Genomic DNA, 25,064 nt, shown 5'->3' on the forward strand with positions numbered 1-25,064 from the left:
GAAACTTATTGATGTCCGACTACTTAGCTTCTTGGAGCATACATAATTACCAGTACCCCTAACAAGACAATCCAAACACCAAGCCAGTCAAACCTATCTGGCACAATTTTGTCTACCTGCCATCCCCACAATAATGAAAGGATGACAAAAATCCCACCATAAGCCGCATAAACTCTTCCAAAAGAAGCGGGCTGTAATGTAGGAATTACCCCATAAAGAGTTAACAATAAAGCACCTAAAAAAGCCAACCCTATACTTTTGCTCTCTCGCAACCACAGCCACATCAAGTATCCTCCTCCTATTTCCAGTAATCCAGCTAAAATAAAGTAAAAAATAGATTTCATTAATGTCATTTTCCTAAAAACTTTCAGCTAAAGGTATATTTTATACAAAAAAGATACTTGAATATTGATAATATAATAGCTGTAGCAATTTAAAATAAGAATAATTCTCATTCTCAAAACCTTAATATTTGGCTAAAGAGGTTATTAGTCTTAAGTTGATTGTGTAAAATATGAATAATCATTCATATATTTAAAATAAAGAGGAATTCTATGTCATCAAAAGTCAATTCTTCAGGTTGTTGTGGCGGAGATCATGACCACGATCCAGAGCCTCATCACGCTCATAAACATGACCATGACCATGATCACAGTCATGGAGACGGAGATTTTAATCTCAAAAAAGAACTGACTTATCTTTTATTCATTGCTATTTTATTTATTTTTGGCTTTACTTTTGAAGATACCCTGCATAATTCTTACTATGGGATTGCTGAATATGGTATTTTTATCACGGCTTATCTTTTAAGCGGCTGGAATGTTTTAAAGACGGCAGGACGAAATATTCTGAGAGGGAGATTTTTTGATGAGAATTTTCTCATGACAATTGCGACTCTAGGAGCGATCGCCATTCATAAGCTTCCCGAAGCCGTTGGGGTGATGTTATTTTATAAAATTGGCGAATTTTTTCAAGAATTAGCTGTTAGCCGTTCTCGTAAATCAATTAAATCTCTTTTAGAAATTCGTCCAGATTCGGCTAATCTAAAAATTGATGACACGGTGCAAAAAGTTTCCCCAGAAACCGTTAAGATTGGTAGCCTAATTCTCGTTAAACCAGGAGAAAAAATTCCTTTAGATGGTGAAATTATTGAAGGAAACTCCCAAATAAATACTTCGGCTTTAACGGGGGAATCTGTTCCGCGCACGGTTAGAGTAGGAGAAACTGTTTTAGCGGGAATGGTGAATGAAACTGGACTTTTAACTATCAAAGTAACTAAACCCTTTGCTGAATCTTCAATCAGCCGAATTTTAGATTTAGTAGAAAATGCTGGCTCGAAAAAAGCTCCGACGCAAAAATTTATTACTAAATTTGCTCAATACTATACTCCCATTGTTGTTTTTACTTCTCTGGCAGTGGCTTTCATTCCGCCATTGTTTTTAGAACATGGTACTCATAATGAATGGGTGTATCGCGCTCTAATTTTATTAGTTATTTCCTGTCCTTGTGGATTAGTAATTAGTATTCCATTAGGCTATTTTGGAGGAGTTGGCGGTGCGGCACGACGAGGAGTATTAGTAAAAGGCGCGATGTATTTAGATACGTTAACCCAGGTGAAAACTATTGTTTTTGATAAAACCGGAACTTTAACTGAAGGAGTTTTTCAAGTCACCGAAATAGTTCCGAAAAATGGCTTTACTCCAACCGAGTTATTAACTTTAGCCTCAAGAGTTGAATCTAATTCTAATCATCCTATCGCTCAAGCTATTATTCAAGCTTACGGAAAAGATATTGATGGCAATGTACAAGACTACCAAGAATTAGCCGGATATGGAATTCGGGCTATCGTTAATAATCAAGTAGTCATCGCAGGAAATGATAAATTACTGCATCGGGAAAATATTGAGCATGATACTTGTCAAGTTCAGGGAACAGTTGTTCATGTAGCCGTAGATAATTGTTATGCTGGATATATTCTTATCGCTGATAGCTTAAAAGAAGATGCGGCTGAAGCTATTGAGCAACTCAAAAAGTTAGGGATAGAAAAGACTGTTATGTTAACCGGTGATAGTAAGGTTGTGGCAGAAAATATTGCTCGACAGCTAGGGTTAAATTCTTATAAAGCTGAATTATTACCCGAAGAAAAACTTGAAGCCCTAGAACAACTTATTGGTGAAACGGCAGGTAAGAAAAAGTTAGCTTTTGTGGGGGATGGAATTAATGACGCACCTGTAATTGCTAGGGCTGATGTAGGAATAGCGATGGGGGGATTAGGCTCAGATGCCGCCATTGAAACGGCAGATGTTGTCATTATGAATGATGCTCCCTCTAAGGTTGCCGAAGCCATTAAAGTTGCTCGAAAAACTCATCAAATTGTATGGCAAAATATCATTTTTGCTCTGTTAGTTAAAGGTTTATTTATTGTTTTAGGAGCAATGGGTTTAGCGACGATGTGGGAAGCAGTTTTTGCTGATGTCGGTGTAGCGCTTGTTGCTATTTTTAATGCGAGTCGCGTTTTAAAAATCAGTTAACTTTGAAGAGATAAAGACTCTTGACTAATGACTAATGACTAATGACTATGACTAATGACTAATATTAATTATTTAGTGGCTGTAGCCGTCTTTATGGATGGTTCTATGCCAGGGAAATGACCATATTTAAGATAAAATCCTGCGATCATTAAAACAATAATGACAACGGTTCCTATGCCTAACCAACTTGGCACCCAAAAAACCGCTTCAATAGTATTAATTTGACCCGGGATAAGATGCCAAACTAACTGCTTTCCCTCATTATTAATATCAGGAATTAATCCCTGTTGATTCTCAATTAGTTTTGCACCAAAAGGAGTATTTAAAATTAATTCTAAATCTATTAAAGACCCAGGACTAACAATAATATTTCCTTGATTGGATAATACCCCTAGTGCCCGTAAATCTACCTGGAGATTTAATTGATTTCGTTCTAACAAGAGTAAATTACTTTGACGAATAGACATTTCAGATTTAAGTTGAACTAAATCTAAATTTTCGGGTTGAACTTTGTGATTAGCTTTTTCGGGATTAGGGTTGAAAAATTGATTAAATTTATCGACTAAATCTTGTCCATTACTAAAAGGAATACTGACAATAATTTCTTGAGGGGAAATTTTTTGGGCACTTCCCTGTAGTTGTTTTGCTCGTTGTTGAATACTATTTAACCATTTTTGGGCTTCTGTCTGACTCAAGCTGGTTAGCTGTTGTCCTAAAGTGATGTGTTGAACAATTTCACCATGATGCTGACTGTCAAAATTGACACCAACATCATAGCGTACACAACCAGTTAACAACAGCACCAGCAAACAGACAAGCGGCAAAAAGGATATCGGTTTTATGGGGTTAATTTTGCCGAACATATTCTTATCTCTTAAATTTTGCATTGTCAATTGTAAATTTTGCATTCTTAGTCATCATCTAAATCTTCACTTCTGAGGGCGCTTCCCCCTCCTACAGTCACCAAATCAATTTGCTGACGATAATAGTCTACATTTTTCACTTCCACTTCGACTTCATCTCCGAGACGATAAGCGATGCGATTTTTCCGTCCGACTAAACAGCTATGACGGGCGCGGTATTCATACCAATCATCTTTCAGGGAACTGACATGAACCAAACCCTCCACTAACAAATCTTCTATTTCTACAAAGAAACCATAGGATTGAACGCCGGTAATTAAGCCTCGGAAAATTTGTCCGGTCCGTTCTTTCATTTTTTCCGCTTTTTTTAACCCCTCTAGGTCTTTTTCAGCATCTTCTGCGACTTTATCTCGGTCATTGAGATGGGAGACAATCAGATGAAAGTCTTCTTCTAAAGCGTCTTTAAGCTGAGGAGGTAAAACATTCCACTTAATTTGACCATGACAACTATTACTGCCCAGATTAACGGTGATTTTAGCATTTTTGCTCGGGCGATCACGTCCTTCAGCAAAGACGGCTTTTAAGACACGCTGTATCAATAAGTCTACATAGCGTTGTCCAGGCGCAATGCAATGAGTGTAGCAATCTGAGTAAGCTAACCCAAAATGAGGAGAGGGATGGCTGGTATATTTGACTTGCTTTAAGGTGGAATAGAGCATATAGCTTAACACTTTAACGGCATGAGAGCGGCTAAAGGCTTGAGTTAAGTTTTGATAGTCGTGGGGAGTCACTTCCTCTTCTGAGGATAAGGCCACATCTAAACCTAAATTGTTGGCTAATTTGAGTAAATCTTCCAATTCTTCCCAGTCTGGGTCCGGCTGCATACAGTAGATAGCGGGTACTCCTAAGGCCCGCAGGTGTTCAGCCACGATTTTACCGGCAAGAATGGCTAATTCACTAATTAATGATTGTACCGGTAGGTTAGAAGATACCAGTACCGTACCGCCTCGTCCTTCATCTTTGAAGGGAGACTGTTTTTCTAGTTGAATTTCGAAGCTCCCCCGTTGTAAGCGTTGTGCTTTGACTAAGGGACATAGCGTAAAAAAGATCTCTTTGAGTTTTTCGACAATAGAGACTAAATGAGCCTCTACTTGCTCGCTTTTACTGAGTAGGGATTGAACTTCAGTATAAGTAAATTGATAATCTACCTCAATCACACTCGGCAGGGTTTCAAATTCGATGACGTTGCCGGTTTGATCTAGGGTGATAAATATGGATATGCTTAAACGGTCTTCACCAGCAATTAAAGAACATCGTTCGGTCACGGCTTCTGGCAGTAAAGGCAAGATTTTTTCGCGTAAAAAGATGCTAGTTCCTCGTTTTTTTGCCGCTTTATCTAAAATCGAATCTTGCTCAATATAATGGGCTACATCAGCGATGTGAATCCCCAATTGCCACCAGCCGGGTTTAGGTTTCTCGAGAGTAAAGGCCTGTTCTATAAAAGTGGGGTGGTCTCGTTGTACGCCATCTTCAACGGTGAAGGTTAACAACTTTCTTAAATCTTGGCGCTTTTGCAGTTCAGATTTATTAAAGCTTCTGGGCAGTCCTTGGGCGGCTTTAAGAACTGACTCCGAGAAAGCATGAAGCAGATCGTGTTTACAGCAGACAATATCGGTGTCGGCGGCGGCTTCGGCATCGCTACCCAGAATGCGAGTGACTTGTCCTAGGGGCGGATGTTCTCCAATGGGATAGCGTAATACGGAAACATGAACTAAATGATCTACGGCGTTTTCCAGTTGTTGTTCATTGTGTGTGAGGTCTAATTCAAATAAGAGACGATCATCTAAGGGAACTGCTCGGTATCCCCCATTATTGCGTTTAACTTGTGCTAAAAGCGAGGGATTTGCCCTTTCTAAAATCAGTTTAACTTCTCCTTCTGGAGAGCGGCGACGAGTTCCTTCTTTAATAATTTTGACCAGGACGCGATCACCATTCCAAGCATTACTCAGATGGCTTTCTCTTACATAGATGTCATCTGCATCTTCTATATCTTGAATGGCAAAACAGAATCCTTTGCTGGAACAACGCAATTTGGCTTCAACGATATTCTCTTCATAAACTCGCCGATATTTTCCTCTTTCTTTGACTAATACGCCGATTCGCTCTAAAGCCTCTAGGACGATCTGTAGTTTGTAGATGCTTACTTCATCTTCACATCCGAGCTTTTTTTCTAAAACTTTAGCAGCGACTAATTTGTCATGACTGAAATAGGACAATAGTGTAGCGATTGAAAATTCCATTTAAAATATTCCTTGAGCTTATTGAATTGATGTTTAGGCTGATAGGTTAAAATTTACCTCTTGTGTCTTCTTGACTTTGGTCTGGCGACTAGATGGGTCCATGCTGGCTCATCTCTTGAAAGATGCCAAAATTGCCAAAATGGGAATTTACCCTTGTGTTGGGGGCAAGTCCACCATGAGCAATTGTTAACGGGGTGAAACACAATGATCAAGAGATTCAGGGATCGGGGTAAAAATTAAAGGGTAAAGCGTCAAAATTTGTTTTTTCCCCTTACTCCTTTTCTTTTTCTTCCCTAGGACTAGAAATGTCTTCTACCCAAATCACAACTGCTATTCATTGCTGAAGACCCAGAGGAAACAGGGGCATTTATTCCCTAATGAGTTGGAGCTAACCACAAGGGTTGGCAAGAGCCTTTTTTCTACTAGGGATAGTTTGTTTAAGAGGGATTTTCTAGCTGACGGTGAAGTTGCAACTAGAAATGAGTGGTACTGTCAGGCCCTGAGTAACGGTTTCTATCTAGAAAATTTTTCCAAACCTCTCACAAGATATTCTGTTTGACAGATAGATTTCGTTGAGGTTTAACTCTTGTTAAGATAGGTACAATTTCTTAAGAATCTGTTCCTCGGGCTAGACATTGCACTTAATCCTTAATTTTATCAAAAAAAGTCTTTTCCTAGTTGGTATTATCGCTACTAAAACGTTAAAGTGATTGATAGTAGTACGAAAGAACTGTTAATAAGTCACGCAACCTCAAGTTTATCCAAGCTTATGTTAAATCAATTCCGAACTCGTTATCCAAAAGGGTGTTTGATCAGTGAGTTACTCCTGATAGAACACGGCAAATATATCGTTAAAGCCTTGGTCCAAGTGGATGGAATAACCCTTTCCACAGGATTAGCCGCTTCTGAAACCCTTGAGCTTGCCGAAGATCAAGCCCGAATTAGAGCCTTAGCGGTTTTAAATCTGGATTCTATACCGATAGAGAAAGAGCCAGAAATTATAACACCACAGAAGGGCAAGGAGGCTTCTTTAGTCACCGACCTGAATTCGTTTGAATCAACTAAAATAGAGCCTACAGTGCCAGAACCGGTGCAAGAAGTTGAGTTACCTCCTATCGTGGAACCACTACCGCCAAGAAAGCGAAGTGAATCTTCCTCTAATGGAGGGAAAAAGTCCCCAGCTAAATTGACAACGGTAACAGAAAATACAGATTTATTGACCCCTTTAGCGACTGTTAGTGAATCATCGGTAGTGGAGGCCAACGGGTTAGAGTCATTAGATAATCAATCCTTGTCTCCCAAAACAGCTAGTGTTGAGGGCGTGGCAAAAACATCCTCAAAAGCGATAACCCCCCCAGATGAACTCCTCTCAGTAACCGAGGAGAGTGTCAACGAATTAAGCGCACCAGATTTATCACCGGTTGTAGAAACAGCCTTAAGCTTACCAGAGGAGGAGGAAATGGCGGTTGAAACTCCGGTGACACCTGAAGTGAGTGCCGCATCACCCCCTCCTGTGGAGTCAAAAGACAACAGTGCTGAACCTCTGGATTTTTCCGATATTATGGCCAGAAGCAACGCTCAACTGAAGCGTTTAGGGTGGACAACTGAAAAAGGACGTGACTATCTGCTCAAAACTTATGGCAAGAAATCACGTCACTTGTTAAATGATGAGGAATTGCTAGAGTTCCTTAACTATTTAGAAAGTTTGCCTAGTTAAATCCAAAAATAGGTTGAGCGGATAAAAGGATTTTATCGTTACCTTTTATCCCTTAATGCCCTATCCAATGGCTACAGGAAGAGGATTAGAAGCTGAAGGACGGCGGTTAATCACTTGGTCAATTAACCCATAGTCTTTGGCTTCCTCAGCAGACATAAAAAAGTCTCGTTCGGTATCCTCAGCGATTTTTTCCAAAGGTTGACCGGTGCGGCTGGCAAGATGTTGATTGAGTAAACCTTTGAGATAGAGAATTTCTTTGGCCTGAATTTCAATATCAGTAGCTTGTCCTTGGGCCCCTCCTAGCGGTTGGTGGATCATGATACGGGAATTAGGCAGACTCATGCGCTTTCCTTTTGCACCAGCATTAAGAAGGAATGCGCCCATACTAGCAGCCAAGCCTATGCAAATGGTACAGACATCGGGGCGAATTTGATTCATGGTATCGAAGATCCCTAAACCTGCCGATACTGAACCCCCTGGGGAGTTGATATACAGGTAAATGTCTTTATCAGGGTCTTCAGATTCTAAAAAGAGTAACTGAGCTACGATTAGGTTGGCTAGATCGTTGGTGACTTCTTGTCCAAGAAACACGATCCGATCGCGCAGCAGTCGAGAATATATATCAAAAGCGCGTTCACCACGACCAGAAGTTTCTATTACGGTAGGAATCATTGAGTCTCTATCCTCGGGTTTTAGTTAATATTGTAGCGAAATAGCGAGTAGGGAATGGCGAACAAAAAATTAGGGATATTCGGCTAACGAACGCCCAAAGTAATACCTAATTGCTTAAGCCATTTTCTATAAGCCATTACCAATTGCTCCGAAGGCAGAGGAACCTCTCTTAAAAGTTAGGCCTACCTTTCTATTCTAATTTTGTCGAACTTATAGAATCATCGAGCAGACCTAACCCAATTGTCATAGATTTTCGGATTTTTGATTTCTGGTTGTCACTAAAATCGATTCGATCTCGTCAAGGGCAGTTTCTAGGTTATCATTGACAATTTGCCAATCAAACTCTCCACTAGCTGCTATTTCTTCTTTTGCTCGTTCTAGGCGGCGTTCTATGACCGCTTCTGAATCTTTCGCTCGTTTTCGGAGACGATCCTCTAGTTCGCTCATTGACGGCGGCAAAATGAATATTTTTACAGCATGAGGAAAAGTTTGTTGAATTTGTCTTGCTCCAAGCAATTCGATTTCTAGCAAAACATAATTCCCTTGGTGCAGTTGTTCTTCTACTGGTGTACGGGGAGTCCCATAATAATTGCCGGCATATTCTGCCCATTCTAAAAACTTTTCAGCCTGAATCATGATTTCAAATTGCTCTTTACTAAAAAAGTAGTAGTCCTTTCCGTCCACTTCCCCTTCTCGGGGTGCCCGGGTCGTGGCAGAGACGGAAAGATACCATTCAGGATGACGTTCTAGAAGTAGCCGGACTAATGTTCCTTTTCCTACACCGCTTGGCCCTGTGATAACAATTAATTGACCGAAATTCATTGAAGTTTCTGTGACAGTTAGTTACTGTTACTTTGAACTTCTTTATTAACCACAAAACGATGGGCTACAGTTTCTGGCTGAATAGCAGAAAGAACAACATGACTCGAATCCGTAATAATTACTGCTCTGGTGCGGCGGCCATAGGTAGCATCAATTAACTGTCCTCGTTCCCGCGCATCACTGATGATCCGTTTAATGGGAGCGGACTCTGGGCTAACAATGGCGATGACTCGGTTGGCTGAAACAATGTTACCAAAACCAATATTGATAAGTTGAATATCCATGATAGATTTAGTCTTTGTTTTAGATGAAAGAATCGAAGAGATATACTTATTTAATAATATCGGTAAAAATCAAGCTTTACAACGATAACTCCTTTAAATTTTAGTTTTACTTCAGATTTCTCTCATATTTATCTTAAAATGGCCTGTCTTGTCTTCTACCCTAAGAGAGATAAGCAGATTGATTTCTCGCCTCATTAGAACAAGTAAGCTTGACAAAAACCCCTCAACCCCATGCCATTCAACCAATTTAACTAAAGTTTTTCTCCACTGAGAATAAAAATTGGATCGACAGCCGCAAAAACTTGATGAATCCCTCGAGTTTCTAGGCGGTTAACCGAGGCTTGTACTACCTCTATATTACGGGTTTGTAATTCGGCTAATCCTTCAGAGATCAGGTAGAGGGTTTCTAGATTAGCGGCTGTTGCTACTATTTTGCCTTGAGGTTTTAAATATTGCCATACACTTTTCATAATATCTTTAATAGGTCGTCCTCCTTCCAAACAAATACGATCAGGAGGGAGTCCGGCCAGTTCATTGAGACAGTCTGGAGCATTTCCTTGATACACATCTACATTCTTGACCTCAAAACGAGCGCAGTTACGACGAATTAAATTGGCCACTTCTTCATCTCGTTCTACAGCAATAATTTTGCTATTAGGACATAATAAACCAATTTCTATGGGAATAGTCCCTGTTCCAGCCCCTATATCCCATATCACAGAATTTTCTTCCATCTGTAAAGCGGATATCATTAACAATCGAACTTCTCGTTTACTCAGGGGGATGCCGGGTAAGCGCTCAAAAAGGTGATCGGGAATACCAGGAGTCTTAAAATTCCAAAGCATAAATAAAAATAATAAATTTTGAGTTAAATTATCAAAAAAATCAGGGTCGGAGAATTTTTAAGGTCGCAAGGGTTGGATCGCTGCAACCTGTAATCATGGCCCCACTAGCTACAACTTGCTGTAAATAAGTAATGGCTTGAGGGTTAATCATTTCTCCTGGCATTAATACCGGAATTCCAGGAGGATAAGGACAGACTAATTCAGCACTAATATAACCAATCGTCTGATGGATTGCTCGAGTTTCTCTAGGTAAAAAGAAAGCTTCTCTCGGAGAAAGACTTTGAGTCGGTATCGGAGAAGGGGAGAGGAAAACTGGACTAGGGGGACGAACTGGTGCCCTCCTATCATCCACAACAGCATCGGCAGCGATAGTTTTTAAAGCTTGAACTAATTTATTAATATCATCTTCGGTATTGCCAAAAGTAATAATAAAGGTTAGATGATGAAGCATCGGCAATTCTGCCGTAACCCCCATTTGTTGATGTAAAATTTCATCAACTTCATAGCCAGTTAAACCCAGTGGAGAGACATTAACCGTTAATCTCGTTTGGTCCAACCATCTAAACCCAGGAAGCGGTTCCTCTAATTCCAAGACGGATAACCCCGGAATTTGAGCGATTTGACTTCTGGCTACCTGCGCTAATTGTAAAGTTTTTGTCAACAGTTGTTGACCTTCTAGAGCCATTTGTTGTCTAGCCGCATCCAGAGAAGCTAACAGTAAATAGCTAGGGCTGGAAGTTTGTAGCAATTGTAAAGCTTGATTAATGCGGTCCGCCTCAACTCGTTGCCCTTGGAGATGGAGCATAGAGGATTGAGTCAAAGAACCTAAAACTTTATGAGTCGATTGTATGACCAGATCAGCCCCTAGCGAAAGGGCACTAGGCGGCAAATGAGGGTGAAAGGAAAAATGTCCGCCGTGAGCTTCATCCACCAACAAAGGAAGATGATACTGTCGAGTCAGGGAAATAATCGCCTCTAGGTCACCACAGATCCCCTGATAAGTGGGATAAACTATCATGACTGCCTTGGCATCAGGATTCTGTTTTAAGGCAGTTTCCAAAGAGGATGGTGTAATGCTATAGGCAAGATCTTCATTTGAGTTGTATGCTGGATTTAGGAAAATAGGAACCGCGCCAGAAAGCATCAAGCCAGCGATCGCTGATTGATGAATATTGCGAGGTAGAATAATCTTATCCCCAGTTTGACAAGTCGCCAAAATTGCTGCGATTATCCCACAAGTTGAACCATTCACCAAAAACCAGGTTTTTTTTGCCCCAAACGCTTCGGCGGCCAGGGATTGGGCTTGAGCAATGACTCCTTCTGGGGCAAATAAATGATCTAGTTCGGGTAACTCGGGCAGATCAGCACTAAAAACTAAATATCCTAGTAAATTAGCTAAATTTGTAGCAATTCCTTGTCCTCGCTTATGTCCAGGAGTATAAAAAGCCGCATCCGGTTGACCCGCTAACAAGGCTAAAGTCTCAAGTAAAGGGGCTTGACTTTGGGACTTAAAAAAAGAATCTGTAGATTTCATGGGTTTACTGAAAGATGTTTATTGTGCTTATCCTATTTTTGCTTTGATCATAAATTCTTTATAAAAGTCAAGTGTTATGATTTTGAAGTCTCCTAAAAACAAAATTATGGTCGTTGATGATGATGCGGCTGTTCGGAATTTAATTTCTCGTTTCTTTAGTTATAACAATTATGAAACGGAAACAGCAGCAGATGCTAAAACAGCCCGGGGACTGTTTCAAAAATTCCAGCCAGATCTGGTAATTTTGGATGTAAATTTACCGGATGAAAGCGGCTTTAAATTATGCCAAGAAATTCGCAAAACCGGAGTAATCGTATTAATGTTAACTTGTATGACGGATACGAATTATGTTTTAGAAGGATTTGAAAAAGGCGCGGATGATTATCTAACTAAGCCATTTGACTTAGAAATTCTCAAGGCTAAAGTAGGAGCATTATTTAAACGAAGATCATTAACCCAACCCTATGCAGATACTTTGCAGAATCGCCTAATTTTTAATGAGTTAATGATTGATGTAGAAAAATGTGAAGTGACGCTGAATAATAACCCTGTTGCTTTAACAACTTTAGAATACGATTTATTATATTTTCTAGCGACTCATCCTAATCGGGTTTGGGACCGTGCAGAACTGATTACATCGGTTTGGAGCGATGATAATGAACAAGAAAAGGCTGAACGGAAGGTAGATGTTCACATAGGGCAGATTCGCAAAAAAATTGGAGACCTTGACGGAAAATTAATTAAAACGGTGCGAGGAAAGGGCTATATGTTTGAGTCGCCTGCGCTAGAATGAATTCTATTAGATGGCAGACATTTTTAAGTAAAGAGTGTTGAACAAAAATGTTGAGCGCAGTCCCCATCCATAACATCAGAGAAAGTTCCATATCTATAGAATTCAAGTAAAATAAATGTTAATCTTTGATAAGGCTTTCTTAATCTTCCTAACTCTTTTGACTAGAGAGCGGAATTTGTTCGGCACCCCAATCAATTAAATAAACATTCCTCCTATGCCTTGGACTCGTATTATTAGTGCCATTATTGCTATTGCTTTTGCTCTAGGGATAATCATCATCGGAGGATGGTATTTTACCCTCGGCATTTGTCTGTTAGTTTTTCTAGCACAATTAGAGTATTTTCGCCTAGTTAGGGCAAAAGGGATGGCACCGGCTGCCAAGACGACCTTGGTTGTCTCCCAGTTACTTCTAATTACTGCTACGATTGCGCCCTCTTTAACCGATGCAGTATTTCCTTTAGCCGGGGCGCTAATTTGTTTTTATTTACTATTTCAGCCAAAAATAGCGACTATTGCTGATATTTCAACTTCGGTACTAGGTTTGTTTTACGGAGGTTATCTACCGAGTTATTGGGTTAGGTTGCGAGTGGGATTTGCTCAGGCAACGACTCCCTTAGAAATTGCCAATAGTAATTTACCCTTGATGGGTTATTGGCCGCCCTCGTGGACTCATCTTAAATTATTGCCTTCTGCTTTAACCGTAACTTTTCTCGCTTTTGGCTGTATTTGGGCGGCAGATATTGGGGCTTATGTCATGGGTAAATGGTTCGGACGCACCCGGTTGTCGGAAATTAGTCCTAAGAAGACGGTAGAAGGAGCGATTTTTGGCATTATCGGCAGCATTCTGGTAGCAGAATGGGGAGCGTGGTATTTAGAGTGGCCTTACTGGGAAATTACCGGTTTATTATTAGGACTATTGATCGGCATCGTCAGTCTATTAGGAGACTTAACCGAGTCGATGATGAAACGAGATGCAGGAGTTAAGGACTCAGGACAGTTAATTCCAGGTCATGGAGGAATTTTAGACCGTACGGATAGTTATGTTTTTACGGCTCCTTTGGTGTATTATTTTGTGACGTTGTTGTTACCTTTACTGAATTGAGAAGGCCAGGCAATTAACTTCTAATTAATGATTTCTAATCATAAACCCGTTAACTAATCCTATAGTAATTGCCAAAATAACGACAATTTTTGTCAACCAATCTCCCCATGTCACATATAAGGTTTTTGTCTGCTGTCGATAAATGATATCTGAATGAATCTCATAAGTATTAATGTCAGAAATCCATAACGTTCTACCTTTAGGATCGACAATCGCCGAATAACCCGTATTAGTCGCTCTTGCCGCCCATCGATCGGTTTCAACGGCTCTCATTACGTCTTGAGCATGATGTTGAGCGGGCATGGTTTGACTATAATGGGCATTATTAGAAGCCGTAATGATAAATTCTCCTCCAAGTGCGGCTTGGCGGCGGAAATGCTCAGAAAAAGCTGACTCATAACAAATCCCTACAATGGCACGACCAAAAGGAGTATCAAAAATTTGGTCAGATTTTCCTCTAGCTAAATGAGCATCTAGAGGAGACAATCGATTGATGAAGCCCCCTAAAATTTCTTCAAAAGGAATATATTCTCCTAAAGGAACTAACTTAACTTTATCATAGCGGCTAAAGAGTGTTCCTGTTCCGGTCACGGTAAATAAACTATTAGTAAAACTGGTTCCTTGTTGCCCAAAAGCTCCTAACCATGTTGGGACTTTTTTATCTAAAATAGCTCGATAAAAAGAACTAAAATTAACAATATCCTTCCAGAAAAAAGGCAAAGCTGTTTCAGGAGTTAAGATAATATCAACTTTTTCATCTGCCAAAGCCTTATAACCTTTTGTATAACCCTCAATAGCTTTTTTCCATCCTTGAGGATAAAGTTTAATTTGATTAGGAATATTGCCTTGAATAAGGCCAACTTTAATGGCTGTATTTGGGGTTTTTACCAGAGGGCGATTATAGAGAAAAAACCCGGTTAGGTGTAAAATAAAAATGATCGCTATCGGTAAACTTAATAAAGCAAAAGTTTTTTGATAATTAACAAATTTATTATTTAACCCTGCCAATAAAATTTCAGCAAATAAACCATTAACCGCAACAATTGAAGCGGTAATTGTGGAACTTCCCGATAACTGACCTAATTGTAAAATCAAAAGATTATGAGGACTTTGAGTATAAGATAGAGAAGTCCACCACAAATCCCCTTGACTCCATAAACTTTCTAAGCCGCACCATAAAGCGACCCCCATTAAAACTCTTAACCATTTAATTTTTAAATGTAAATTTATCCAGGTCATTCCCATTGACCAAACCCCCACTAAAATCGCTCCCCAAAAAGTAATAAAAAACCAACAAAAAAGAGCAATAGCAAGACTAGCCAACCAAGGCACTCCCATCCAAGTCATCGGATGAACTCCTGTAATCCAAGATAAAGCTAATCCATGATAACCGCACCCCCAAACGAAACCAAGAATAAAACTTTCTTGAAAATCATGTCTTTTAAAAATATCTTCTTCTTGGCGATCTTTGCGCCGGAGTGGAAGCGAAAAAAGCAAAAACCAAAGAGGAGCAAGAGAAACCCAAGCCAAAAACCAAGCAGACACAGGAGCCGGAGTCAACCCCATTAAGATACCGCTCCCGAAAGCGATGAAAATTTTCCTCATTTTTTTGTTCATTTTTAGCTAAACTAAAATCAAATCATAAAATACAAAAATATGAATAAATATTATATTACCTGTGAGGATTCAGGCGGAAGTCATAAAATGGCCTATACCCAATGGGGGAAAGAAGACAATCAAAATATTCTGATTTGTGTACATGGCTTAACCCGAAACGGAAGAGACTTTGACTTTTTAGCTCAAGCATTAGAAAAAGATTATTGTATAATTTGTCCTGATATTGTAGGCAGAGGAGAAAGTGATTGGTTAACCGAGGCAAAAGATTATAATTTAATAGTTTATGCTCAAGATATTTTAAGGTTAATCAAACATTTAAATGCTACCCAAGTAGATTGGTTAGGGACATCGATGGGAGGATTAATTGGCATGGCAATTGCATCTCAAGCAGAGTCTCCTATCCGTCGTTTAATCATTAATGATGTAGGCGCATTTATTCCTGAAAAAGCCATGCAACGAATTGCCGGCTATTTACTCAAAGAAAAACCGGATTTTCCGGATTTAGTGGCGGCTGAAATTTATATCCGAGATACTTATAAACCCTTTGGCAATTTGACGGATGAACAGTGGCAACATTTGACTCAATATAGTGTTAAAACTTTACCTAGCGGCGGTTATCGTTTAAATTACGATCCTCAAATATCTTATCCTTATCAAAATATTCCGATAAATTCTATCAAAGCACAAGAGTTTTGGCCTTGGTGGGAAAAAATTTCTTGTCCAATTTTATTATTATATGGTCAAGAGTCGGATTTATTATTGCCGGATACGATTACTCAAATGAAAGAAATTAATCCCCAGATGAGTCTTGTTACTTTGCCTTATGTTGGTCATGCGCCGGCCTTGATGAGTGATGAACAAATTAAGGTGATTGAGAATTGGTTAGCTCAAACCTCTGGAGTATGATTAATAGACTTCTTGCTTTTATTCGGGAAAAGGGGAAAGGTTTGATTCTTTAGTCGTTTTCTTCAAAAATGATGATTTGTGCAAGAGGTCTAATGTGATGATTTGATGGACTAGGATTTTTTTAGATGATAGTCTTAATCATTTTATTAATCCTAATCATTGTCATTAATCCACTAATCATAGTTTAGTGGTTTTCTTCCTGGTAGTCGTAGTTTTTTTAGTGCTTGTGCTGGTACTTTTTTTAGTGCTTGTGCTGGTACTTTTTTTAGTAGTAGTTTTGGTGGCTAATGCTTCCAAAGCCTTTTCTAAAGTCAGGGTGTCTGGGGTTTCACCTTCAGGCATTTTGGCATTGGTTTTACCATGTTTTACATAAGCACCATAGGGACCATCATAAATATTGACCGGTTCATTATCTTTTGGATGAAGGCCCAATTCTTTAAGCGGCTTTTTCGTGGTACTACGCCCACCTCCGCGTCCTTTTTTAGGTTCTGATAATAATTCTAAGGCTCTTTCTAAAGTAATCGTAAAGAGATCATCACTCGCTTTAAGGGAACGATAATCTTTTCCTTCTTTTCCTTGATCATGTACCACATAAGGTCCAAAACGTCCGAGATTAACTTGTATTTTTGCGCCCGTTTCTGGATGACTTCCCAAGGTACGAGGAAGGGATAACAAATTTACGGCCATTTCTAAAGTCACATCTTCAGGTTTAACACCTTTAGGTAAAGAACCGCGTTTAGGTTTTTTGTTTTCTTCGGTTACTTCTCCGAGTTGAACATAAGGTCCGTAAGTCCCAATTAACATATAGATCGGTTCGCCGGTTTCAGGATGGAACCCAACCTTTTCAGGACCTTCTGTTTTTTGTTTGAGAAGCAATTCAACCTTTTCGGGATCGAGATCAGCAGGGGTTAATTCTGTGGGGATCGAGGCGGTAACGACTTCTTCTCCGTTTTGGACTTCTACATAAGGGCCAAATCGGCCAATTTTGACGGTAGCGTTGAGATTTTCTAAGGGAACCATTTTAGCATTGCTCGGATCGATTTCATGCTCCCTGAGTTTGACTTGGTTTTCTAGGCCATGTTCTCCTAAGTAAAACTTTTGGAGATAGGGTAGCCATTTGGCTTCGCCGCTAGCAATATCATCAAGGGTTTGTTCCATTTTTGAGGTAAACCCTGTATTTACCAAGTCCGGAAAATGTTGTTCTAGAAGACTCACCACAGCAAAAGCGGTAAAAGTCGGCACAAGGGTTTTATTTCGCATTTGGGCATAACCGCGTTCTACAATGGTGCCGATAATGCTGGCGTAGGTACTGGGGCGGCCTACCCCTTCACTTTCGAGAGTTTTGACGAGGGAAGCTTCGGTATAGCGGGCGGGGGGTTGAGTTTCGTGTCCGAGGGCATCTAATTGCTTACAACTAGGATGATCCCCAACTTTTAAGGGGGGAAGAATCACTTCTTGGTCTTCTAAAGCCGCTTCTGGGTCATCTGTTCCTTCCACATAAGCCCGGAAAAAGCCCGGAAAATCAATTTGTTTACCCGATGAACGAAATTCAGCGTCTTCTACCTGAGTGATGACCGTAATTTGAGTTAGTCTAGCTTCTGCCATCTGAGAGGCCACTGTTCGTTTCCAAATTAGGTCATATAAGCCTAAAGCTACGCCGCTTAAGCCGGTTTCTCGGGGAATGCGAAACTCATTGCCGGCCGGGCGGATGGCTTCGTGGGCTTCTTGGGCCCCTTTGCTTTTGGTGGTGTACTGACGGGGTTGAGGGCTGAGGTATTCTGTGCCGTACATTTGCTCTACACAGCTTCTGGCGGCTGCGATGGCCTCATCAGACAGATGAACCGAATCTGTCCGCATATAAGTAATATAGCCTTCTTCGTAGAGTTTTTGAGCAATTTGCATAGTTTCTTTAGCTCCCATACCCATTTTTCTGTTCGATTCTTGTTGTAGGGTGGAGGTTGTAAAGGGCGGTGCCGGTTTACGGGTGGTGGGTTTTTCTTCAGTGTTGATAACGGTCCAGGTTTTATCCTTGAGACGTTCTTTTAAGGCTGTTGCTTGGGCTTCATTGAGGAGAACGACATCTCGTTTAGGGAAAAGTTGGCCGGTTTTTGGGTCAAAGTCCGCGCCGGTTGCCAGTTTTTTGGCGGCTAAGGTAATTAATTTAGCTTCAAACTTGGATTTATCCTGTTCAAGAATCGCTTTTAAGTCCCAATAGCTGGCTGTTTTAAAAGCGCGGCGTTCTCTTTCTCGTTCTACCAGTAAACGAACCGCTACAGATTGAACTCTACCGGCCGATAATCCTTTAGCGATCTTTTTCCAGAGTAAGGGAGAGAGGGTATAGCCCACCAGTCGGTCTAAAATGCGGCGAGTTTCTTGGGCGTGGACTAAATTATCATTGATATCACGACAATTTTTCAGGGCTTTTTGAATGGCTTCTCGGGTAATTTCATGAAACACCATCCGTTTAATGGGCACTTTTGGCTTCAGGAGTTGCATCAAGTGCCAGCTAATACTTTCTCCTTCGCGGTCTTCGTCAGTGGCTAGAATTAACTGATCGGCTTCTTTGAGGGCTTCTTGGAGTTCTTTGACGACTTTCTTTTTGTTTTTAGGAACCACATAGAGGGGTTCAAAATTGTGATCAACATTAACTCCTAAATTAGCCCAGTCTTTGTCTTTAAAAGTCGGGGGAACTTCATCTGCTGAAGCCGGCAAGTCCCGTACATGACCCATCGATGCTTCGACACGGTAGTCTTTGGGCAGATAATTTCTAATTGTACGAGCTTTTGTAGGAGATTCGACGATGACAAGAGTTGACATAGGAGTTAACCGCTTACAGATTTACGAGTAAAACTAGGCAACCGAATTAATTTGACGAGAGTGAGTTTATTATAAGTTTGTGTTTTAACAATTAACGAGCAAGGGGAACAACAGAAGTTAAAACTCAGCCGCAAAAATGATCGAGTTGCCTTTGCTTGTAGTTCTTCTCGTTGCTTTATATCTATATATATCTATAAATACCCACAACTGGGGTTAACAGGCAATCCGATCGCTAAAAATTAATGTAAAAGTTTTTTAAGCAATGAGAAGGAGTGGTGACGAAGGATGCCCTAGCTTCTAAGTTAACCTTTTAGACAGTGATTTTACAACAGGTGAGTCATGAGTCATTAATCATTCCCCTTTATCCATTCCCCTTTATCCATTCCCCTACTCCCTATTGCCTGTTCAATAAAAACGTATAATTTAGAAAGTTTGAGCGTTCAGACCGTCTGAATAATTTGATTCAACTTGTCTAAACCCTATGGATTTTTCTAGTTTTGTCGCTTCCCAGCTTAATGCGGGCACAATTTGGCCAGAAGGGATCGTAATTATCACTTTAATGGTGGTTCTCATTGGCGATCTGATTTTCGGGCGCAGTTCTAAAGGATCGTTGCCCTATCTGGCGATCGCCGGACTTTTGGCATCAGTGGTTGCCCTTTATTTTCAGTGGGATAACCCTGATCCTCGGTCTTTTCTAGGGGCTTTTAATGGAGATAATCTCAGTATTGTTTTTCGGTCGATTGTTGCTCTGTCTACTGCTGTAACAATTTTAATGTCGGTACGCTATGTAGATCAATCGGGAACCTCTTTAGCTGAGTTTATCGCCATTATGCTGAGTGCCACTTTAGGGGGAATGTTTCTCTGTGGCGCGTCGGAGTTGGTGATGATTTTCATTTCCCTAGAAATGCTGAGTATCTCTTCTTACCTGATGACTGGGTATATGAAGCGTGACTCTCGTTCTAATGAGGCGGCTTTAAAATACCTGTTAATTGGGGCATCGAGTTCTGGGATTTTTCTTTATGGTGTGTCTTTGTTATACGGGTTATCTGGAGGGGAGACAACCTTAGAGGCGATCACGGCTAAAATTACTAATGCCAGTGGCGGAGAGTCTTTAGGACTGGCTATTGCCTTAGTTTTTGTGATTGCTGGTATTGCCTTTAAAATTTCGGCTGTACCGTTTCACCAGTGGACTCCAGATGTTTATGAAGGTTCTCCGACTCCGGTGGTGGCTTTCTTGTCTGTGGGTTCAAAAGCGGCGGGTTTTGCTTTGGCTATTCGCTTATTAGTGACGGCTTTTGCGTTAGTCAGCGAACAGTGGCATTTTATTTTTACAGCCCTCGCTATTTTGAGTATGGTGTTGGGAAATGTAGTAGCCTTAGCCCAAACCAGTATGAAGCGGATGCTGGCTTATTCCTCCATTGGTCAAGCCGGTTTTGTCATGATTGGGTTAACTGCCGGAAGTGATGCCGGCTACTCTAGCATGATTTTTTATCTGCTGATTTACTTGTTTATGAACTTAGGGGCCTTTATCTGTATCATTCTCTTCTCGCTGCGGACGGGAACCGATCAGATTTCTGAGTATTCGGGATTGTATCAAAAAGACCCCTTACTGACTCTAGGCTTAAGTATTTGTTTGTTGTCGTTAGGGGGGATTCCTCCGTTAGCGGGTTTCTTTGGTAAGATTTACCTGTTCTGGGCAGGTTGGAAATCCGGATTATATGGATTAGTTTTGTTGGGGTTACTCACCAGTGTGATCTCCATTTATTACTACATTCGTGTGGTTAAGATGATGGTGGTTAAAGAACCTCAAGATATGTCCGAGGCAGTGAAAAATTATCCGGAAATTCGTTGGAATTTACCGGGGATGCGTCCTCTTCAAGTGGGTTTGGTTTTAACGGTGGTTGCCACTTCTTTAGCGGGGATTTTATCGAATCCTCTGTTTACTTTGGCGAATGATTCTGTCACCAGTACCCCGATTTTACAGTCAGCCGTAATTAGTACCCAAATTTCTCAAGCTGATAAGTAATTGATTTATGTAGGTTGGGTTGAGCAATAGCAAAACCCAACTAAACTTTTTTATACTTAAAGTAAAGCTAATTAAAATAGAGATGTATGTCATGTCAAAAGATAAACCTAACATAAATATAAATGTCAGTGGCCAAACTCTTATAGGAAAAATAATATATGGAGGCGAGAACTACTCAGGAGCATCTTTAAGGTACTCCTCTGTAGTTGATTCAACCAAAAATACTCTAAAAAAAGAGTTTATTGAACAGCTAAAAAATGAACCTGACTTAATGCAAAATATCATTAATAGTATTGCAGATGAAGTAACTGCTTCAAAATTAGAGTTTAACTATTCTGTTGATTATGCCGGTCTTCCTGCTATTTTAGTCCTCAATTATGCTGTAGAAGTCTTTGAAAATAGTGAAGTGGCGCAAAACTGGTTGAAAAGACCAAATAAAGCTTTAGGAGAAGTTATTCCCTTAGATTTATTAGATACAGAACAAGGGGTACAGCAAGTTTATGAATTACTAAATCGAATCGAATACGGAGTCTATAGTTGAGTACAACGGTTTGGCGTATTTCTAAACAAAAATATGCAGCCACAGCTTTTAGTGGAATAGGAGCTAAATTAGTTGGTGGACGCTGGAACTCTAAAGGATCTAGTATCGTATATACTTCTGCTACTCTGTCATTAGCAGCACTTGAAACTTTCGTTCACATGGCGATAGAAGACGCGGGTAATCTTTTTGTTGCTATTAAAGCTGATATTCCAGATGATGTATCTATTAAATTAGTTGCTGAACAAACCTTGCCTTCAAATTGGCGTGATATTCCTGCCCCAAAAATTTTAGCATCTCTTGGTGATGATTGGTTTACCTCACAAGAAACAGCCGTTCTCAAAGTTCCTTCAGTAATTATCCCTGTTGAATATAATTATTTACTAAATCCCTTACATCCAGACTTTGCCAAAATTACAATTTATCCTGAAGAACTTTTTATTTTAGACCCGCGTATGTGGAAATAACCCGCTCAAATTATGTTGTTATGTCTAAAAAAAATTCATCTATTATAAAAAGTCCTCTTCGTTATCCTGGTGGTAAATCAAGAGCTATTCAAACTATTATTCAATATTTACCCGAAAAGTTTTCCGAATATCGAGAACCTTTTATTGGCGGCGGTTCTGTCTTTATTTATCTTAAACAAAAATACCCAGATTTAAAATATTGGATTAATGATTTAAACCCAGAATTATTTATATTTTGGAAAATTGCCCAATCGGATTTAAAAACTTTAATAGAAAAAATTCGCCAAGTAAAAGCAATTTCTACAGAAGGAAAAAAATTATTTGTAGAATTAACCACCATCAATCCAGAAACCTTATCAGAATTAGAACGAGCCGCACGTTTTTTTATTTTAAATAGAATAACATTTTCTGGCACAGTAGAATCCGGCGGATATTCTGAACAATCTTTTCATAAACGCTTTACAGATTCTTCTATAGAACGATTAGAAAAATTAGAAACCATCTTAAAAGATGTCAAAATAACGAATTTAGATTATAGTGACTTATTACTCACTCCGGGAAAAAATGTATTTTCTTTTTTAGATCCACCCTATTTTTATGCCACACCATCTAGACTTTATGGAAAAGATGGAAATTTACATACTTCTTTTGATCATAGCCGCTTTGCTCATACTGTTAAACAATGTCAGCATCAATGGCTAATCACTTATGATAATTCGCCGGAAATTACCAAGAATTTTGCTGACTTTAATTTATTTGAGTGGGAGTTGCAATATGGGATGAATAATTACAAGCAGGAGAAAGCGGCTAAAGGCAAAGAGTTAATGATTAGCAATTATTTAGTTAAACCTAATCAAACACTAAAATCAGTTGAACAATTAAATCTTAATTTATTTTACTAAATTTTAGCTATAATAATTATAATTGCCTCAGTTTGGAATGATGACCATGAAAACCCCAATTATTGAGCCATCAGAACAACTCATTAGCGAACAACGCATTATTTTACAGGGGATAAGCTGGCAACAGTACGAAACCCTCCGAACAACCCTAGATCAAGTTCCAGGGGCTAAAATGAGCTATCTTGAGGGACTATTAGAAATCATGACTCCTTCTCCTGAACATGAGTATAAAAAAGCAACTATTGGTCGACTTTTAGATATTTACTCTCTAGATAAAGGGATTAGATTGTATCGATGTGGTTCGCCAACTTTAAAACAGGAATTAGCCAAAAGAGGAAAAGAACCAGATGAGTCTTATAATCTTGAAACAAAAAAAGAGATCCCAGATCTGGCGATAGAAGTGATTATTAGTAGTGGCGGCTTAGATATTTTATCCATTTATCAAGGGTTAGGAGTTCCTGAAGTTTGGTTATGGAAAAACAATAAATTATCTATTTATCGTCTGCGAGAACAAGGTTATGAAGAAATTGCCCGTAGCGAGTTTTTACCAGATTTAGATTTAGAACTTTTAAGCCGCTACATAAATTATTCAGATCAATATGATGCTGTCATTGAATTCCGAAAAGCGATACAAAAATAAATGATTGATGAATGGTACTCAATTTATCCTACAATTTGAGTAAAGAGCTTAGGAAAAGAGTTTATGGAACTGAAAGCAGTCTCTTTAGAAATTCCTGAAGGGTGTAATATTATTTTCGGTCAAAGTCACTTCATTAAGACAGTAGAAGATTTATATGAGATTATTGTAGGCATTTCAGGACAGGTTAAGTTTGGGTTGGCTTTTTGTGAAGCTTCTGGTCCTTGTTTAATTCGGGTTGCTGGTAATGATGAACAATTACAAGAAGTCGCTACAAAAAATGCTCAAGCTGTAGCCGCCGGCCATAGTTTTATTATTATTCTCAAGAATGCTTTTCCCATTAATTTTTTAAATACGATTAAACAGTGTCAGGAAGTTTGTAATATTTACTGTGCCACCGCTAACCCTGTAGAGGTCATTGTGGCTGAAAGCGAACAAGGACGGGGAGTTTTAGGCGTTATAGATGGCTTTTCTCCTAAAGGGGTGGAAAAACCTGAAGATGTTCAGGCCCGTCAGGAGTTTTTACGCAAGATCGGTTATAAACTCTAATTCCCCATTTTGGAGCATATAACGCACAAAACGAGGATAAATGGGGAATATTTAGGGTCGGAGTTGACTAATTAAAGCCGCTTCATCCCAATAAGATGAAATTTGTTGAATTTTTCCTTGTGGGTTGATTTCAATGACACTAATTCCGTTTGAGGTAGCTTGACGACCCTGTTTACTGCTAATGTTCATGGTCCACACAATAGCGGCGGAATTACCGGCGATAAAGGTTTGGTCTTGTGAAAGTTCAATTTTGTCATAAAAACCGGCTAAAAATCCAAAGAATTTATCGGCCATCTCATGGGGGTTAAAAGGCGGTTTTCCTACAGGGTCCTGAATACTCGCATCTTCGGCAAAAATTTCTCGCCAAATGGAAGCACTCATTTTTTCCATGCTGGCAAAATACTCATCTACTCGTTGAGTGATGATTTCTTGGGAAATTTGCTGATGGCTTTGAACCATAATTGATTGTTATTTTATTGTTGAGATTTACTGAGGTGCTTCACTGTGTTCCGCACTGAATTAAAAATCATTGTAAGCGATTTTATAAATTTTCTGCTATCATAATGCTAACAACTATACAAATTAATCTATGCTATGAATCAAGAAGATAGAGAAATAGCTATAATAGCTCTGGTGTCCACAGTATTAGCCCTTATGGCTCAAGTAGCATTTGCATTTTAAAAAGGAGGTTTTGGGAATTATTTCCCGCTTCCTCCTGATAGTAAAGAAACTTTGAGATAAATAATCGATAATTGCTGCTCTACAATCTATCAATCTTAATCAAAAAGTGATTAATAGTTTAGGCTCAGAGGTTTTAGTTAAGACTTTAATCTGCTGTGGGTGAATTTCTTCGAGTAAAACATGGATCTGTTGTCGAGATCGCCAAACAACTGCTATGTCACCTTGTTCTTCTTTAATTTGGACAAGGATTTTTTCTAAGTCGCTAATTTTCATAACCCACTCCTTTTGGATTTCCCGACAGTCTGTTAATTAATTTGGTGCTTTCCTGTCTAGGAGGTTTCATCTTTATTATACCCAATATTGATTTTAAAAATATCACATTAAGACAACAATAATTATAGATTAAAAACTCTAGAAGTGACGGTTGATACAGATTTTAGTTGAGCTTGAGGATTTTTTTG

General features: G+C 39.4%; 23 protein-coding genes. 11 read left to right on the forward strand and 12 right to left on the reverse strand.

What is annotated here, in order from left to right; all coding sequences use genetic code 11:
- Positions 1 to 23 precede the first annotated feature (23 nt).
- Positions 24 to 344 carry a YnfA family protein gene (locus tag CYAN7822_RS00440; protein WP_013320254.1) on the reverse strand — a complete coding sequence of 107 codons (321 nt, stop codon included), beginning with the start codon at positions 342 to 344 and terminating at the stop codon, positions 24 to 26.
- 210 nt (positions 345 to 554) lie between these two features.
- Between CYAN7822_RS00440 and CYAN7822_RS00445 the strand changes: the two genes are divergently transcribed.
- The gene (locus CYAN7822_RS00445; protein WP_013320255.1) at positions 555 to 2,531 is read left to right on the forward strand and encodes a heavy metal translocating P-type ATPase; all 1,977 of its coding nucleotides are present in this window, start codon (positions 555 to 557) and stop codon (positions 2,529 to 2,531) included.
- A gap of 68 nt (positions 2,532 to 2,599) precedes the next feature.
- Here CYAN7822_RS00445 and CYAN7822_RS00450 read toward each other — a convergent pair whose 3' ends face one another.
- Both CYAN7822_RS00450 and CYAN7822_RS00455 read right to left on the reverse strand, forming a co-directional pair.
- Complete coding sequence (locus CYAN7822_RS00450; protein WP_049802655.1) at positions 2,600 to 3,394, reverse strand: DUF3153 domain-containing protein; 795 nt, start codon at positions 3,392 to 3,394, stop codon at positions 2,600 to 2,602.
- Positions 3,395 to 3,441: 47 nt separating this feature from the next.
- Entirely contained in the window at positions 3,442 to 5,694 is a 2,253-nt protein-coding gene (locus CYAN7822_RS00455) for a ribonuclease R family protein (RefSeq protein WP_013320257.1), read from the reverse strand.
- Between the two features lie 769 nt (positions 5,695 to 6,463).
- Between CYAN7822_RS00455 and CYAN7822_RS00460 the strand changes: the two genes are divergently transcribed.
- A complete protein-coding gene (locus tag CYAN7822_RS00460) occupies positions 6,464 to 7,411 on the forward strand; it encodes a hypothetical protein (RefSeq protein WP_013320258.1) in 948 nt (315 codons plus the stop codon).
- Between the two features lie 60 nt (positions 7,412 to 7,471).
- Here the strand turns inward: CYAN7822_RS00460 and clpP are convergent, their stop codons facing one another.
- From clpP to CYAN7822_RS00485, 5 genes are all read right to left on the reverse strand, one after another.
- Positions 7,472 to 8,083: an ATP-dependent Clp endopeptidase proteolytic subunit ClpP gene (clpP, locus tag CYAN7822_RS00465; protein WP_013320259.1), complete on the reverse strand. Its 612-nt coding sequence runs from the start codon at positions 8,081 to 8,083 to the stop codon at positions 7,472 to 7,474.
- 243 nt (positions 8,084 to 8,326) lie between these two features.
- Complete coding sequence (gene gmk / locus CYAN7822_RS00470; protein ID WP_013320260.1) at positions 8,327 to 8,905, reverse strand: guanylate kinase; 579 nt, start codon at positions 8,903 to 8,905, stop codon at positions 8,327 to 8,329.
- Between the two features lie 17 nt (positions 8,906 to 8,922).
- Positions 8,923 to 9,189 carry an extracellular matrix/biofilm regulator RemA gene (remA, locus tag CYAN7822_RS00475; RefSeq protein WP_013320261.1) on the reverse strand — a complete coding sequence of 89 codons (267 nt, stop codon included), beginning with the start codon at positions 9,187 to 9,189 and terminating at the stop codon, positions 8,923 to 8,925.
- Positions 9,190 to 9,440: 251 nt separating this feature from the next.
- Positions 9,441 to 10,034 (reverse strand): precorrin-6Y C5,15-methyltransferase subunit CbiT, encoded by a 594-nt coding sequence (gene cbiT / locus CYAN7822_RS00480; protein ID WP_013320262.1) that lies wholly within the window; start codon positions 10,032 to 10,034, stop codon positions 9,441 to 9,443.
- 40 nt (positions 10,035 to 10,074) lie between these two features.
- Positions 10,075 to 11,568 (reverse strand): aminotransferase class I/II-fold pyridoxal phosphate-dependent enzyme, encoded by a 1,494-nt coding sequence (locus CYAN7822_RS00485; RefSeq protein ID WP_013320263.1) that lies wholly within the window; start codon positions 11,566 to 11,568, stop codon positions 10,075 to 10,077.
- A 76-nt stretch (positions 11,569 to 11,644) separates the two neighbouring features.
- On the opposite strand from CYAN7822_RS00485, the gene CYAN7822_RS00490 reads away from it, so the two are divergent.
- Together CYAN7822_RS00490 and CYAN7822_RS00495 are read left to right on the forward strand one after the other, a co-directional pair.
- Positions 11,645 to 12,361, forward strand: coding sequence for a response regulator transcription factor (locus CYAN7822_RS00490; RefSeq protein ID WP_013320264.1), 717 nt, complete (start codon positions 11,645 to 11,647; stop codon positions 12,359 to 12,361).
- A gap of 214 nt (positions 12,362 to 12,575) precedes the next feature.
- Positions 12,576 to 13,463, forward strand: a complete 888-nt coding sequence (locus CYAN7822_RS00495) for a phosphatidate cytidylyltransferase (RefSeq protein ID WP_013320265.1) — start codon at positions 12,576 to 12,578, stop codon at positions 13,461 to 13,463.
- Positions 13,464 to 13,487: 24 nt separating this feature from the next.
- Here the strand turns inward: CYAN7822_RS00495 and lnt are convergent, their stop codons facing one another.
- A complete protein-coding gene (lnt, locus tag CYAN7822_RS00500) occupies positions 13,488 to 15,068 on the reverse strand; it encodes an apolipoprotein N-acyltransferase (protein ID WP_041933087.1) in 1,581 nt (526 codons plus the stop codon).
- A 51-nt stretch (positions 15,069 to 15,119) separates the two neighbouring features.
- On the opposite strand from lnt, the gene CYAN7822_RS00505 reads away from it, so the two are divergent.
- Entirely contained in the window at positions 15,120 to 15,986 is an 867-nt protein-coding gene (locus CYAN7822_RS00505; RefSeq protein ID WP_013320267.1) for an alpha/beta fold hydrolase, read from the forward strand.
- Between the two features lie 177 nt (positions 15,987 to 16,163).
- Here CYAN7822_RS00505 and topA read toward each other — a convergent pair whose 3' ends face one another.
- Positions 16,164 to 18,803, reverse strand: coding sequence for a type I DNA topoisomerase (gene topA, locus CYAN7822_RS00510; RefSeq protein ID WP_013320268.1), 2,640 nt, complete (start codon positions 18,801 to 18,803; stop codon positions 16,164 to 16,166).
- 481 nt (positions 18,804 to 19,284) lie between these two features.
- Between topA and CYAN7822_RS00515 the strand changes: the two genes are divergently transcribed.
- From CYAN7822_RS00515 to CYAN7822_RS00540, 6 genes are all read left to right on the forward strand, one after another.
- Positions 19,285 to 20,829 carry an NAD(P)H-quinone oxidoreductase subunit N gene (locus tag CYAN7822_RS00515; protein ID WP_013320269.1) on the forward strand — a complete coding sequence of 515 codons (1,545 nt, stop codon included), beginning with the start codon at positions 19,285 to 19,287 and terminating at the stop codon, positions 20,827 to 20,829.
- 91 nt (positions 20,830 to 20,920) lie between these two features.
- Complete coding sequence (locus CYAN7822_RS39285; RefSeq protein ID WP_013320270.1) at positions 20,921 to 21,370, forward strand: antitoxin Xre/MbcA/ParS toxin-binding domain-containing protein; 450 nt, start codon at positions 20,921 to 20,923, stop codon at positions 21,368 to 21,370.
- A complete protein-coding gene (locus tag CYAN7822_RS00525; RefSeq protein ID WP_013320271.1) occupies positions 21,367 to 21,834 on the forward strand; it encodes an RES family NAD+ phosphorylase in 468 nt (155 codons plus the stop codon). Before CYAN7822_RS39285 ends, CYAN7822_RS00525 begins: the two co-directional genes overlap by 4 nt.
- A 20-nt stretch (positions 21,835 to 21,854) precedes the next feature.
- Complete coding sequence (locus CYAN7822_RS00530; RefSeq protein ID WP_013320272.1) at positions 21,855 to 22,736, forward strand: DNA adenine methylase; 882 nt, start codon at positions 21,855 to 21,857, stop codon at positions 22,734 to 22,736.
- Between the two features lie 46 nt (positions 22,737 to 22,782).
- Positions 22,783 to 23,376 (forward strand): Uma2 family endonuclease, encoded by a 594-nt coding sequence (locus CYAN7822_RS00535; RefSeq protein WP_013320273.1) that lies wholly within the window; start codon positions 22,783 to 22,785, stop codon positions 23,374 to 23,376.
- 63 nt (positions 23,377 to 23,439) lie between these two features.
- Positions 23,440 to 23,922 carry an adenosine-specific kinase gene (locus CYAN7822_RS00540; RefSeq protein WP_013320274.1) on the forward strand — a complete coding sequence of 161 codons (483 nt, stop codon included), beginning with the start codon at positions 23,440 to 23,442 and terminating at the stop codon, positions 23,920 to 23,922.
- A gap of 51 nt (positions 23,923 to 23,973) precedes the next feature.
- On the opposite strand, the gene CYAN7822_RS00545 is transcribed toward CYAN7822_RS00540, so the two are convergent.
- Together CYAN7822_RS00545 and CYAN7822_RS38495 are read right to left on the reverse strand one after the other, a co-directional pair.
- Entirely contained in the window at positions 23,974 to 24,381 is a 408-nt protein-coding gene (locus CYAN7822_RS00545) for a nuclear transport factor 2 family protein (RefSeq protein ID WP_013320275.1), read from the reverse strand.
- A 321-nt stretch (positions 24,382 to 24,702) separates the two neighbouring features.
- A complete protein-coding gene (locus tag CYAN7822_RS38495) occupies positions 24,703 to 24,876 on the reverse strand; it encodes a hypothetical protein (protein ID WP_013320276.1) in 174 nt (57 codons plus the stop codon).
- Positions 24,877 to 25,064: the final 188 nt, after the last annotated feature.

The sequence above is a fragment of the Gloeothece verrucosa PCC 7822 genome, from assembly GCF_000147335.1.
GTDB classification, from domain to species: Bacteria; Cyanobacteriota; Cyanobacteriia; order Cyanobacteriales; family Microcystaceae; genus Gloeothece; species Gloeothece verrucosa.